Origin of the sequence: Mycoplasmoides pneumoniae FH, assembly GCF_001272835.1 — a bacterium.
GTDB lineage: Bacteria > Bacillota_I > Bacilli_A > Mycoplasmatales > Mycoplasmoidaceae > Mycoplasmoides > Mycoplasmoides pneumoniae.
The window spans coordinates 600,951-615,405 of the sequence record NZ_CP010546.1; the positions used below are offsets into that span (position 1 = coordinate 600,951).

10 protein-coding genes and 2 pseudogenes are annotated in these 14,455 nt (G+C 40.0%); 10 read left to right on the forward strand and 2 right to left on the reverse strand.

The window, feature by feature from the left end; all coding sequences use genetic code 4:
- Window positions 1–15: 15 nt before the first annotated feature.
- The 7 genes and pseudogenes from F539_RS02815 to F539_RS02840 all read left to right on the forward strand — a co-directional run.
- Window positions 16–1,716: pseudogene (locus F539_RS02815) on the forward strand (adhesin P1); the annotation flags it as partial.
- A gap of 120 nt (window positions 1,717–1,836) precedes the next feature.
- The gene (locus tag F539_RS02820; RefSeq protein ID WP_045015111.1) at window positions 1,837–2,088 is read left to right on the forward strand and encodes a hypothetical protein; all 252 of its coding nucleotides are present in this window, start codon (window positions 1,837–1,839) and stop codon (window positions 2,086–2,088) included.
- Window positions 2,088–2,699, forward strand: a complete 612-nt coding sequence (locus F539_RS02825) for a DUF16 domain-containing protein (RefSeq protein WP_053344019.1) — start codon at window positions 2,088–2,090, stop codon at window positions 2,697–2,699. Before F539_RS02820 ends, F539_RS02825 begins: the two co-directional genes overlap by 1 nt.
- A gap of 405 nt (window positions 2,700–3,104) precedes the next feature.
- A pseudogene (mgpA, locus tag F539_RS02830) lies at window positions 3,105–4,397 on the forward strand (adhesin P1); the annotation flags it as partial.
- A gap of 121 nt (window positions 4,398–4,518) precedes the next feature.
- A complete protein-coding gene (locus tag F539_RS04490) occupies window positions 4,519–4,962 on the forward strand; it encodes an MPN413 family protein (protein ID WP_225971138.1) in 444 nt (147 codons plus the stop codon).
- Between the two features lie 665 nt (window positions 4,963–5,627).
- Window positions 5,628–6,290, forward strand: a complete 663-nt coding sequence (locus F539_RS04495) for an MgpC family cytadherence protein (RefSeq protein ID WP_225971139.1) — start codon at window positions 5,628–5,630, stop codon at window positions 6,288–6,290.
- A gap of 390 nt (window positions 6,291–6,680) precedes the next feature.
- Window positions 6,681–7,061, forward strand: a complete 381-nt coding sequence (locus F539_RS02840; RefSeq protein WP_010874860.1) for a DUF16 domain-containing protein — start codon at window positions 6,681–6,683, stop codon at window positions 7,059–7,061.
- Window positions 7,062–7,128: 67 nt separating this feature from the next.
- On the opposite strand, the gene F539_RS02845 is transcribed toward F539_RS02840, so the two are convergent.
- Window positions 7,129–7,890 (reverse strand): lipoprotein, encoded by a 762-nt coding sequence (locus F539_RS02845; protein ID WP_014325572.1) that lies wholly within the window; start codon window positions 7,888–7,890, stop codon window positions 7,129–7,131.
- A 387-nt stretch (window positions 7,891–8,277) separates the two neighbouring features.
- Between F539_RS02845 and F539_RS02850 the strand changes: the two genes are divergently transcribed.
- The 3 genes from F539_RS02850 (at window position 8,278) to F539_RS02860 (ending at window position 12,406) form a co-directional block, all read left to right on the forward strand.
- Entirely contained in the window at window positions 8,278–8,532 is a 255-nt protein-coding gene (locus F539_RS02850) for an MPN146 family protein (RefSeq protein ID WP_017532689.1), read from the forward strand.
- Between the two features lie 281 nt (window positions 8,533–8,813).
- Entirely contained in the window at window positions 8,814–11,195 is a 2,382-nt protein-coding gene (locus tag F539_RS02855; protein WP_010874862.1) for a P68 family surface lipoprotein, read from the forward strand.
- 119 nt (window positions 11,196–11,314) lie between these two features.
- Window positions 11,315–12,406, forward strand: a complete 1,092-nt coding sequence (locus tag F539_RS02860; protein ID WP_014325573.1) for a restriction endonuclease subunit S — start codon at window positions 11,315–11,317, stop codon at window positions 12,404–12,406.
- Between the two features lie 27 nt (window positions 12,407–12,433).
- Here F539_RS02860 and F539_RS02865 read toward each other — a convergent pair whose 3' ends face one another.
- Window positions 12,434–14,344 (reverse strand): DUF240 domain-containing protein, encoded by a 1,911-nt coding sequence (locus F539_RS02865; RefSeq protein WP_017532690.1) that lies wholly within the window; start codon window positions 14,342–14,344, stop codon window positions 12,434–12,436.
- Window positions 14,345–14,455: the final 111 nt, after the last annotated feature.

Below are 14,455 nucleotides of genomic sequence, written 5' to 3' on the forward strand. Positions count from 1 at the left end.
TCTAATACTATATAGCACTTCTCCCCCACGCTTTCCCGTTTCTCCACCGGGTTCAACCTCGCGGGGTCGGTGCTCGACCAGGTGTTGGACTATATTCCCTGGATTGGGAATGGGTACAGGTATGGGAATAACCACCGGGGTGTGGATGATATAACCGCGCCTCAAACCAGCGCGGGGTCGTCCAGCGGAACTAGTACGAACACAAGTGGTTCGCGTTCCTTTCTCCCGACGTTTTCGAATGTCGGCGTTGGCCTCAAAGCGAATGTCCAGGGCACCCTCGGGGGCAGTCAGACGACGACTACGGGGAACAATATTCCCAAATGACCCACCCTCGACCAAGCCAACCTCCAGCTCTGAACGGGGGCGGGGTGAAGGAATGATAAGACTACAAGTGGTTCAACCGGCAATGCCAATGACACCAAGTTCACGAGTGCTACGGGCAGTGGGAGTGGGCAGGGCAGTTCTTCAGGTACAAATACTTCCGCGGGGAATCCTGATGGGCTTCAGGCTGATAAAGTTGATCAAAACGGTCAGGTGAAAACAAGCGTTCAAGAAGCCACTTCAGGGGACAACTTGACGAATTACACCAACCTCCCCCCCAACCTCACCCCCACCGCTGATTGACCGAACGCGCTGTCATTCACCAACAAGAACAACGCGCAGCGCGCCCAGCTGTTCCTGCGCGGCCTGTTGGGCAGCATCCCGGTGTTGGTTAATAAGTCCGGCCAAGATGATAACAGTAAGTTTAAGGCGGAGGACCAAAAATGGTCCTACACCGACTTACAGTCGGACCAAACCAAACTGAACCTCCCCGCTTACGGTGAGGTGAATGGGTTGTTGAATCCGGCGTTGGTGGAAACCTATTTTGGGAACACGCGAGCGAGTGGTTCGGGGTCCAACACGACCAGTTCACCCGGTATCGGTTTTAAAATTCCCGAACAAAGTGGCACAAACACAACGTCGAAGGCTGTGCTGATCACCCCCGGGTTGGCTTGAACGCCGCAAGACGTTGGTAACCTCGTTGTCAGTGGCACCAGCTTCAGCTTCCAGCTCGGCGGGTGGTTAGTTACGTTCACGGACTTTATCAAACCCCGCGCTGGTTACCTCGGGCTCCAGTTAACGGGTCTCGATGTAAGTGAAGCGACCCAAAGGGAGTTAATTTGGGCCAAGCGGCCCTGAGCGGCCTTTCGTGGCAGTTGGGTCAACCGGCTGGGCCGCGTGGAGAGTGTGTGGGATTTCAAGGGGGTGTGGGCGGATCAAGCTCAGTTGGCCGCGCAAGCAGCTACAAGTAGTACCACCACCACCGCAACAGGGGCTACCTTACCGGAGCACCCGAATGCCCTCGCGTACCAAATTAGCTATACCGACAAGGATTTGTACAAGGCTTCCACTCAAGGTTCGGGTCAAACCAATTCCCAAAACAATTCGCCCTACCTCCATTTTATTAAACCTAAGAAAGTCGAAAGCACGACCCAACTCGACCAGGGCTTAAAAAACCTGTTGGACCCCAACCAGGTTCGCACCAAGCTGCGCCAAAGCTTTGGTACAGACCATTCCACCCAGCCCCAGCCCCAATCGCTCAAAACAACGACACCGGTATTTGGGAGGAGTAGTGGTAACCTCAGTAGTGTGTTTAGTGGTAGGGGTGCTGGAGGGGGTTCTTCAGGCTCAGGTCAATCTGGCGTGGATCTCTCCCCCGTTGAACGGGTGAGTGGTCACTAACTATTAATAGGAACTTTTCTTATTAATAGGAACTTTTACTTTCAAAAAAGTTTTGAAGTTATTTTGGTGTCTTTACCAACTTTAAGCAATTTAGTGAACGAATACCCAAAAAGTATGAAATTAGTTAAATTAGCGAGGCTTCACCGCTTTTTAAAACAAGACCAATTGCAACTTGTTCCTTTGTTTAGTCCAAACTTTTTGCAAGTTTTGTTGGCGCTTCTCAATAAACTGGTCAATTTATTTAGTGAAAACACAACAATGAAAACAAATAAAAAATACGCCTTTGCGGCGTTGCTAATGCAAGCTCAAGCTAAGCTCCCAAATTCATTTAAATTCTTTCTTTCAAAGAAAGGAGGTATGGCTTAATGAAAGAGAAAATTCCGTTTTATAACGAAAAAGAATTCCATGACATGGTGAAAAAGACCAAAAAGGGCACTTTTTCAGGTTGATATATCATTGACAAAGATAACAACAGTGTGGAATTCTCTGGCAAATTCAACAGACAATTTAAACTTAACAAACCGGTTATACCAGTGAACACGGAATACGTAACGCGTAAAGAGTTTAACGAGTACAAAAACTCAAACGACCAACGACTTACAAAGATTGAAACCACTTTGGCCGCCCAAGGTGAACAAATCAACAAATTGACTCAAACTGTTGAAAAACAAGGCGAGCAAATCAATCAATTAGTTCAAGTTGTGCTTCTTCACGGTGAACAAATCAACAAATTAACTCAAACTGTTGAAAAACAGGGCGAGCAAATTAAAGAACTTCAAATCGAGCAAAAAGCTCAGGGCGAAACCTTAAAGCTAATCTTGCAAACGCTGCAAAAGATGAGCGATCGCTTGGACAAGATGGAAGTAAAAATGGACAAAATGGAAGTAAAAATGGACAAAATGGAAGTAAAAATGGACAAAATGGAAGTAAAAATGGACAAAATGGAAAAAAGAATAGACAAACTTGAGTCCAAATAACCAATGCTCAGAAATAAAAATACCAACAGTGAAACCTAAAGATGCGGCGCTGTTGGTATTTTTTTCAATTCACATAAATAAAAAAGCCATCTGCCCAAGGTGAAAAAAACAGACGGCTTTTTGGCGATTTTGAAATTAACAGCAAGTTGTAACTTTTAGTGATTTGAATGAAAGGAATATATGACCTTTATTCTTTTAAAAAAAGAGATACATCAATTGTGCTGAAAGCCATTGCGTTAACATAAATAAATTAAGACATAAAAAATAAACACATTAATCAAATAAGTGTGGGAACAGAAAATTAGGCTTTCAACACAAAATTTTCGTTTTCCTGCCCCCACTAAATAAATTGAGTTGGGTTTTAAAAAGCGTCAAAAATTTTAATTTAGTTTTTGCTACTTTCCCCTCCCCCTCACGGGTGAAAACCCCGGCGCTTGGGCCTTAGTGCGCGATAACATTGCCAAGGGCATCACTGCCGGTAGTAACACCCAACAAACCACGTATGATCCCACCCGAACCGAGGCCACCTTGACCACCGCCACCACCTTTGCGTTACGCCGGTATGACCTCGCCGGGCGCGCCTTATACGACCTCGATTTTTCGAAGTTAAACCCACAAACGCCCACGCGCGACCAAACCGGGCAGATCACCTTTAACCCCTTTGGCGGCTTTGGGCTGAGTGGGGCTGCACCCCAACAGTGAAACGAGGTCAAGGATAAGGTCCCCGTCGAGGTGGCCCAAGACCCCTCCAATCCTTATCGGTTTGCCGTTTTACTCGTGCCGCGCAGCGTGGTGTACTATGAGCAGTTGCAGCGGGGGTTAGCGCTCCCTAACCAAGGGAGTTCGTCAGGCTCCGGTCAACAAAACACCACCATTGGCGCGTATGGGCTGAAGGTGAAAAACGCCGAGGCGGACACCGCGAAGAGCAATGAAAAACTCCAGGGCTATGAATCCAAGTCTTCCAATGGATCTTCAAGCACTTCCACCACCCAACGTGGGGGTTCGTCAAATGAAAACAAAGTCAAGGCGTTGCAGGTGGCGGTGAAAAAGAAATCCGGGAGTCAGGGCAACTCCGGTGACCAAGGCACCGAACAGGTGGAACTTGAATCTAATGATTTAGCCAACGCCCCGATTAAACGGGGCTCCAATAACAACCAGCAAGTCCAACTCAAGGCGGACGATTTTGGTACTGCCCCTTCCAGTTCGGGATCAGGCACCCAAGATGGCACCCCCACCCCCTGAACGCCGTGGTTAACGACTGAGCAAATTCACAACGACCCCGCCAAATTCGCCGCCTCGATCCTCATTCTGTACGATGCGCCTTATGCACGCAACCGTACCGCCATTGACCGCGTTGATCACTTGGATCCCAAGGTGATGACCGCGAACTATCCGCCCAGTTGAAGAACGCCCAAGTGAAACCACCACGGTTTGTGGGACTGAAAGGCGCGCGATGTTTTGCTCCAAACCACCGGGTTCTTCAACCCGCGCCGCCACCCCGAGTGGTTTGATGGCGGGCAGACGGTCGCGGATAACGAAAAGACCGGGTTTGATGTGGATAACTCCGAAAACACCAAGCAGGGCTTTCAAAAGGAAGCTGACTCCGACAAGTCGGCCCCGATCGCCCTCCCGTTTGAAGCGTACTTCGCCAACATTGGCAACCTCACCTGGTTCGAGCAAGCGCTTTTGGTGTTTGGGATTTGTTTGTCTTAATTAACTAACAAAATTAATAAATAGGTCTATAGGTTATATTAGTACACCCCCTACACGCCCTTTACGACACCGCTCAATGGGGGGCTGGATGTAGTGAAGGCGGCCAATTTACACCCCTCATACGAACTCGTGGACTGAAAGCGGGTGGAGGATACCAAGTTGGTGGCGCTGGTCCGTTCAGCGTTGGTCAGGGTGAAGTTTCAAGATAGTTCGAGCCAACAAGGCACTGAGAGTAATGGCCAAGACCAAAATGCCCTTAGTTTTGATACCACCAAGTCCCAACAAGCCTTACAGCAAGCTGGCGATCAATCAGGAACTTCATCTAATTCCACCCAAGAAGACTTCGCCAGCTACATCCTCATCTTTAAAGCCGCCCCGAAGGCCACGTGGGTGTTTGAACGGAAGATTAAGTTGGCGTTGCCCTACGTTAAGCAGGAAAGTCAGGGTTCCGACGATCAAGGTTCCAATGGTAAGGGCTCCCTCTACAAAACCCTCCAAGACCTCCTCGTCGAACAACCCGTGACCCCTTACACGCCCAATGCGGGGTTAGCCCGGGTGAATGGGGTTGCTCAGGACAAGGTGCATGGGTTGGAACAAACCACTCAATGAAACCAACAAGCCTCCCAAAAAAACCTCACCAACAACCCCGCCCCCAAGGCCGTCACCGGCTTTAAGCTCGACAAGGGCCGCGCGTACCGGAAGTTAAATGAAGCTTGACCGGTGTATGAACCCCTGGATTCGACGAAGGATGGCAAGGGGAAGGATAAAGATGGGTGAATCACTTCCGGGGCGAGTGAGGCCAAAGGAGATGCCCCGTTGGTGAGCTCAACCGAGAGTCAAATGGCTGCAGTCACAGACAGTCAGCAATCAGGTCATAACAGTGGATTGGTATCGCTTGCCCAGCGCTCCACTACTGTTGCTGTCCAAAAAAGTGACTCTTCTGGTTCTCAAGGCCAAGGCACAACCGACAACAAATTCCAAAAATATTTAAACACCGCCCAGGCCTTGCACCAGATGGGGGTGATAGTGCCATCTTTGGAAACGTGACCTGGTAAACCAAGTACTGGAATCGCTACCCGTGCTGGTGGTGGTGTTTCAGTCCAAGCAGCGACCCGGCAATCGTCTTCTACAAATGAAGATCTGCCGAATGTAATAACACAGTTATACCACACCTCCACGTCCCAACTCGCTTACTTAAATGGCCAGATCGTTGTGATGGGTTCAAACGCGGTACCGAGTTTGTGGTATTGGGTCGTGGATGAGCGAACCACGTCCGGGAGGGCGACTTGATGAGCCCACACCGAGTTGAACTGGGGCACCGACAAGCAGAAGCAGTTTGTGGAGAATCAGCTTGGTTTTAAAGATGACTCAAATTCTTCCTTGACAAACTTCAAGAGTCAAGGCTTAACTCAGCCAGCTTACCTCATCGCCGGCCTTGACGTTGTCCAAGACCACCTCGTCTTTGCGGCCTTCAAAGCGGGCGCGGTGGGGTATGATATGACGACTGATTCGAACGCTTCCACCAAAGACCAAGCGCTCGCCTGGTCGACCACGGCCGGGTTGGACAGTGCTGGGGGGTACAACAACCTGGTGGAAAACACGGCCGGACTGAACGGCCCGATTAACGACTTGTTTACCCTGCTCGACACCTTTGCTTATGTGACCCCGGTGAGTGGGATGAAAGGGGGGAGTCAGAATAACGAAGAAGTGCAAACCAAGTATCCCGTTAAGGATGATAGTAAGGCGAGTGCAAAGATTGCCTCCTTAATTAATGCTTCGCCCTTAAACAGTTATGGGGATGATGGCGATAAAAAAGCCATCTACCCAGAGGTAAGAGGCAGACAGCTCCAAAATATTTTTTGATGATTGGAAAACTAACGCAAGGTGTTAGTTTGATGTAGAGGCAAAACTATGAATTTACTAAATTTTATTTAAATCAGCGGGAGCAGGCTCGTTTTTTCAACACAAGTCACTCTGTCTGCTCCCACTAAATAAATTGAGACAGATGTTCAAAGTCGCCAAAGAGTTTGAATATTTTTGCAATTTGGGTTTGTAATCCCTTCTAACTATTAATAGGAACTTTTACTTTCAAAAAAGTTTTGAAGTTATTTTGGTGTCTTTACTAACTTTAAGTAATTTAGTTAGTGTAAGCACAAAAACCGTTATGTGTAATGTTTTTATTAATTTAGCAAAACAGCTGAACTTAGTTGGCAGCACTACTGCAAGTTGTAGTTTTCCCAACCTCTTTCAGAAAGGAGGTATTGCTTAATGAAAGAGAAAATTTCCGAAAAGGAATACAAAGCTTTAATCCGTAAAACTGGCAAAGAGCACTTTGATGGTGAAAAAGAAGAGTATGGTGATGGCACAGTTGGAGTTTGAACTTATGAATTGCGAAAATATAAACTTAAACCACCTGTGAAAGTTAAATACGTAACCCAAGAACAATTTCAGGAATATAAAGATTCCAACAATCAGCGACTCATAAAGATTGAAAATAAGGTTGATAAATTAGTTGAAATTGTTCAAATTCACGGCGAACAAATTAAAGCACAGGGAGAAACCCTGCAATTAATTTTGCAAACGCTGCAAAAGATGAGTGATCGCTTGGACAAGATGGAAAAAAGAATAGACAAACTTGAGTCCAAATAACTAAAGCCCAGAAATAAAAAGTCATCTTATCAAGGCGAAAGACGGACATCTAATGAATTGAAATCAATTACTTAATTAAATATTCCAAGTAAATAAAGAGATTAATATCTCTTGAGTAGCCGCTGGTATTATTAGCATAGCTACTCAAAAATTGTTTCACACTTTTTTGACTAACATCATCTTTGCCTTTTATTAATCAGCTAAGTGAAGCGCTAAACTCAATTCACTCTAAATTTCTTGTAATTTCTTTTCCATTAACTTTATTTTTTTCTTCTTTAGTAAGAAATTTTTCTGTAGTAAATTGTTTTTTTGGATCAGAATTAGATTTAATTTTAAGGAAAAGATCAAAATAATGCTTGTCACCTTTCTTAGCAGTGAAACCACCTGAAGAATAATCTCCAAACCAATTAAAGTTATAGCTCAACTTAGCTTCAATTGACAAACCCTTAAAACTTTGGTATGTCATTTGAAAATGATCAACCTTTCGCTCAAACTTAAAAGGTTCACTGGTTTTGGGATAAATTACATCTTCAAAATCAAGATCCGGAATACCTAATTCGCCCTTTTCAAAACTCTGTTTTCAGGCGTCTAACAACAATTTTGTTGTATCTTTCGGATTAACTTCGTAAGATTTCTTTAAAGAAGTTATTATGTTCTTTTTTCCTTCTGTAGTTTTAATTGCCTTGTAAACATCAATGTCTTTTTTGGTGGTTTCCTTGATAAGATTTCTGAGATCTGCTTGGATGCCAGTATAGGCGCTTAAAACTGTTCCACATAATAAAAATAGAGAACTAAAGGAAATCCTTGACAACAATCTCTTTTTGCGCATCAACAGTAAAAATAACTCTTTAATTTTGTTTTTTTTTTTTTTTTTGGAAAAGCAACTTTAAAAACGGAAAGCTAATTGAAATTTCGGTTTGAACATTAATTAAAAAACTGAAATTTTCAATCATTTATTAACAACTATCACTGATAAACATCTCGATCTGAGTGGTTCTCATAATTGCCAATTGTTGGTATTTTTATTCATTTTCAAGCTGTATAAAACTTTTTTGCAATTTTGTTGGCACTTCCAAAAGCTCATTTCAATTTATTTAGTGGAGGAGCAAAATGCAAATCTTTAATTTTTGAAATTGATCAGTAAAGAATCTGATCCCTGTTGGCAACCGAGTTGCAAGCGTTAGTTACTTTTTAAAAAATCAAAAGAAAGGAGGATTTGACCATTAAAAAAGTAAAGGTTACAGAGAAAGCTTCTGTTGAAAGAATGATAGAAGTATTAAGTGATTCTGAAATTTTGTCTTATTTATTAAGTAATAAGCACACTGCTGATGGAGTTAATGAAATTTATGTAACGATGAACATTAAAGACAAAGATTCAAACACTCAAAGGAAGCCAGATAAAATGTCTTTAGAGCTTGAATTGTTTTTAAATCAGTTTATTGAATTCTTAAAAGAGCAGAGAAAAAGCTAGCAGCATAAAAATACCAGCAGTTAATGCATAGCTGTTGGTATTTTTACTTAAGTTTTGACCATTTTGAATGGATAAAATTTCCTTGCAAATAGAAATTACAAACCAAAAACTATAACAAAATGAACTAAGCAATTTTCATCTTGGCTTTTTTCTTATTTAAAAGAGATTAAATTTTCATCTTAAAAGCTTTTATTTTTACCACACAGGATCTAATAAATTTCAAGAGTTAAAGAAGTACAAACTTTGTTAATATTTCTCCAAATTTCGGGTTTTTAGTGTTTATGAAATTTAAGTATGGTGCCATCTTTTTTAGTGGCTTTCTAGGTCTTTCTGCCATTTTGGCTGCCTGTGGTACAAAGGGTAAATTTGATCAAGTTGATGATGGCAAGATTAAATTGGCTTCCTCTTTAACTTCTAAAAGTGCATCAAAAGCCTTACAAGCAATTGTTAAAAAATATAACGAAGTTAAAAAACCTGGTGATTACCCTATTGAAATTACCCAAATCGCTGGTGGTTATGATGGCGGTCGTAGCGATTTACAAACCCGAGTCAACGTTAAAGACACCACTAACTTTTACAACTTAATCTTAAACTACCCTGATCTAGTTTCAACTTTAGGTCGTGTTGGTATGGAACTGCCGTTTGACAATGTAAAGGTTGACAAACTATCACCCCGTTTTTTAGATTTCAACAACCGCATTAGTGCAATTTCTAAACCAGGAATTTACGGTATTCCGGTTTCTTTATCCACCGAAGTTTTATCGATCAACGGACCGGTGTTGCACTATATTTTGAACAACGCTAAAAAGAAAGAAGGTACTTTAAACCAAAAAATGACAAGTTCTTCTGAAGGAAAAAACAGCAGTGGCACTTTAACAGTAGCAACTGATACTGAAACAAGTAGTTTATGGAAAAAGATAGAAGATTCTGCAAAAGCTAACGGTAAAAGCGATGAAAAAGGAAAAGGTAAGAAGAAAGATAATAAAAGTGCAACTTTTTCGCTTGTACAACTAAAACAAACTCAAGAAAAAACAGATGATTCCCAAGACACTAAAAATAGTGATGATCAAGTTAAAAAATCTTGAGGCGAATACCAAGAAGTAGATGGTGTTCTTAAAAATTTTGAATTTAAAGCGAGCATCTTCGAAAATTGACATGACTTACTTGATTTTTCTACTAGAGTAGCTAAATCTTTTAAGAAGATACACGAAAATAGCAACAAAAAAGGTAATGACATTCAGGGCATACTTGGAGTCGACAGTACGCCCAACTCATTGTTTACCTCTGTTTTTGCAGCTGGCGGCGGGGATTACAATAATTTCTTTTACAAGATTGAAAATGGTCGCGCTGACTTTAGTAACTTTAAGAATAAAGGGACTTCTTACCAAAATCTTCAAAAAGTATTTGGTGATTTCAAAGGCTTAATTGACAAAAATGGTATCTTTGTGAATAAGGGTGGATCTTACTCATCAAACTTCCAAAAGTTCCACCAATTAGCTTACAGCATTTCCTCTACTTCCGGTTTCTTCTATTCGTTTGCCGGTAAAAGTGCAAAGCGTTTAAATTTTGGTGATAGCTTTATTGAGTATCCGCGGTTTACTCAAGAAATTAAAGCACCATCAAAAAATGGAGAAAATGGCCAAACAAATGAAGGAAATAGTACCAATGGCGAACAAAATCTCTTAGGAACTTTCGAAGTCAAGGATGACAGTAAGCCTAAAGAAGAAGTTAAAAGTAATAAAAATAGTGGTAAAGAAAGTAGCCAAAATCAGGGTAAAAAATCTAACAATAACAAGACTATTTACCTTTATGAAACAAAAATTCCAGATGGAAAAACTGCAGGTGATAATGCTATCTTAATCAAAGATAAGAACGTTATCGAAAAGCTTAAAAGTGCAGCTAAAGAAGAAAATAAAGAACAAACTGCTGAAGCAACTAAAGCTGCAATTACAAGTAATAAAGCAAAAAGCACTAAAAAAGAAAGCAGTAAAGTTATCGGTTACACCACAACTGATAGTGTTCGCGAAGATGGCAAAAACATTTTCGCAATAGATAGAGTTAATGGTGAAAACTATGACCGTAAGATTATTGTAGGTGCTAAAGCAGAAACTTTAAACCAATCTAGCACCTTACAAAGTGAAGAAGCGATTGTTTTGCCTGCCCCTGGAAAGTATCTAAATGGTGATCCCAAGAAAGTGACAATTACCCAAGGACCTAACATCATTGGCATTCATGCTAACGAAAAGGAAAATGCAGAAACGCAAAAGTTCGTAGATTGATTCTTAAACAGTCCGCAAACTTGAGAAAAACAAAGTAGAGATAAGAAAGGATCAAGCGAAAAACAAACTGCTGCTGAGTTCTTTGCGGAATCCGCTTCTTACATTCTGCCCTTAAAAGAAATCTTTGACAAAAACGATACAAAAACAGAAAAAGGTAAGAACAGTAAAACGCAACAGAGAACTAATACCTATGCTGAAAAAGCTTTGGAACTCTTCAAACAAATTAGTCAAAATCAAATAGTAAGCTACAGTGATCCAAGTGACTTTAGGAGTGGAAAATTCCGTGATGCAATTGGTGCTACTTTCAATGCTGCAGTTAGTTCCAAAGCAGACTTCAATAAATTCGTCCAAAACTTTACCGCTACATTAGGTAGTGACATTTAATTCAAAAGCAGTTTTTCAAAATTCTTGATTTACCTTTAAAAGTATCAGCAACACAATAAAATTAACTGTTTGCAAGAGCTCTTTTAAAGCCTTTTAAAAGAAATTAAACTTTTATTGTTGTGCAAATTAGGACTTACAAAATCAAAGATATTTGCGACATTCAACGTGGTCGTGGTATCACTAAGGAATACATTAAAAATAACTCTGGAAAATATCCTGTTTATTCTGCCGCTACTACCAATAACGGTGAGTTAGGTTTTATTAATACTTACGATTTTGCTGGTGAATATGTTACCTGAACCACTAACGGCTATGCTGGCGTTGTTTTCTATCGTAATGGCAAATTTAGTGCATCACAAGACTGTGGTGTTTTAAAAGTAAGAAACAAGGAAATTAACGCTCAATTTTTAGCTTTTGCTTTAAGTTTAAAAACACCTCAATTTGTCCATAATTTGGGATCAAGACCTAAATTAAACCGAAATGTGGTAGCTGAAATCTCCTTAGATTTTCCACCTCTAGAAGTTCAAGAAAAAATTGCTCATTTTCTCAAATCTTTTAATGAATTAAGCAGCCAGTTAAAAGCTGAATTAATTAAACGACAAAAGCAATACGCATTTTACAGTGATTATCTACTCAATCCTAAACATTCACAAGGTGAAGAATACAAACTCTTTAAACTCAAAGATATAGCTAAAAAGATTTTAGTTGGCGGTGAAAAGCCAAGTGATTTCCAAAAAGAAAAGGATCAAGTTTATAAATACCCTATTCTTTCTAATAGTCGCAAAGCAGACGATTTTTTAGGCTACAGCAAAACGTTTAGAATTGCTGAAAAATCAATTACAGTTAGTGCAAGAGGCACAATTGGTGCTGTTTTTTACCGTGATTTTTCCTACTTACCCGCTGTTAGTCTAATTTGCTTTATTCCTAAGCCAGAATTTAATATTAAGTTTTTGTTTCATGCTTTAAAAGCGACTAAATTCCACAAACAAGGTTCTGGCACAGGACAGTTAACCATGGCACAGTTTAAAGAATATCAGGTTTATATTCCATCTTTAAAAAAACAACAAGAAATTGCTGCCACTTTGGATCCACTTTACTATATCTTTGCAAATTCTAATTGAGGAATATACAAAGAAATAGAATTGCGCAAAAAGCAAATGCAATACTATCAAGAACGTTTGTTTCAGTGAATAGAAAACCAAAAAGTTTAATTACTAGTTAATTTTATCCGTTTAGATTTAAGCGCTTAAAAGAACAAAGTGTAAATAGCTGGCTAGATCAACTACCGGTGGTTTGGTAGCTCCGGTGACTAGTTCTAAATCATGCAAGTTTTGTCCTCTCAATAAATTCATAAAGTTTGGATCGGCAAATGAAATCTGTTCTTTGACATACAATGTAAATAACAATTCATCCTTGTCATTAAACTGGAAGAGAGAACCAGGATAGTCTTTTTTAGCAACGGTGTAAACTGGAATTGATCCATCAACAATGAACTTTAAGTTCATTTCACCACTTCAAGAGCTTGGGAATTTAGTAAATAAAGCTGCAAAAGCATAGAAACCATACAATTGGTAACCACCGGTATATTTAATGTCCACTTCAAATCGATAATTAAAGGGATTAGCTTTATCTTGTTTTATTCCAACACCATCTATTCAATTAATGGTTGGACTTTCAATTTTATTTTGAACTTTTAATTCCTTAATCTTTAGATTGATGTTGGATTTGCTAGTAAGTTCACCGCGCAATCAATCGGACATGTAAATTCCATTTAAACCATCTTTAGGGAATTGGATTCCTTGACTACCAAAGGCCTTTTGCTTCGCATCGTTATTTTCTTTTTTAGCGTTGTAATACCAATCAATGGCAGTTCGAAATCCAGCAATTAAGAAACTGAAAGTTCTGTTTCTATCTGCTTCCAAGGAGATTTTTAAAGCCTCTGCTAACTGTTTTTTATCAGTGACATCTTTGTTCTTCTTACTTCAATATTGTTTGAATTCTGATGCAGCTGTTAGAGATTTGTTAAAAGCTTCTCTTTCTGCTTCGAGTTTTTTAACTTCCTCTGCTTTTGCTTTGGCCTCTGCTTCTTGAAGTTTACGCTCCTCTTCTAGTTTCCTTAACTTTTCAACGTGCTCAGCATGTGCTTTTTCTCTTTCTTGCTTGAAAGGATTGAGTACTTTTTCCCTAAATTTAGTTGCAACATCTGTTTGGTTATTTATTTCAATAACTGATTCTGTCAGGTTAACTTTAGTATCAAATAAAGAATCACCTAAAGCAGTTTGAGCAAGTGTAGTTAAATCATTTGTGCCGTTTGAAATTAGCTTATGCACTGATGGTTTTCAAAACAGTTGGGTATTTAAATCTTTACCAGATTGTCAGAAACTGTCTTGTAAATCTGTTAGATTGGCAAAATTAGTAGTGGATGCGTTGAGTGCAAACTGTAAATCTATCGTGCTACCATCACCTTCATAAATAGTTGCAAAATCCATTTGGATGGAAAAACTATAACAAACTTTGCCCTGAATGACTATGTCGTTTTTTCGCTCTAAATTTAAATCAAAGTTTTTGAGTGCAATCGACTTAAGGTTATATTGATCGAATAATGCAGCAATATTGTCAGCAATCTTTAAACCCTTTGGATGTAATTGCGGAAAGAAACCATCACCAAGTAAACCAAAAAGCTTTTGTGACACTTTAGGAATTTTAGTGCTGTCGGAAACAGGAAACACAGCATTAGCTGCATTTATTTCTGCTTGAAGTTGATTCATTAAATTAACCGTGTTTTGCACACTTTGTTTAAAACCACTAAGAAGGTTATAAACATCAATTAAACCTAATGTTTTTGGACTTAAAGCTTGTTTGACAAAGTCCTTTTCAAATTGTTCAAAGTTGTGCTTTCAATCCTTATTTTTCGCTATTACAGCTAACTCTTCCTCACTAAAAGTAGATGCGTTAGCAAGATTGACCAAGTAGCTGTCATTATGGGCTCTAGCTAAACTTTTATTGTGTAGTGCTAAAGTATTAATGTCAGCACTAGAACCTTTTTGAGTTAATGTAGGAAATAAAAATGCGCCTAAAGTTACAGTAGTGGTACAAAAAGCCAGCAAAAACGCTTTTGTTTTGAAGCGAATTTTTTTAGTTGCTTTCAATTTAGTTGAGAAATAAGCTAACTAAATTACTTATTAAACTAACGAAATCAATTAAGAATTAACTTTCAACCACAACAAAGTACTACAACAAACAGGGAAAATGTAATTTGT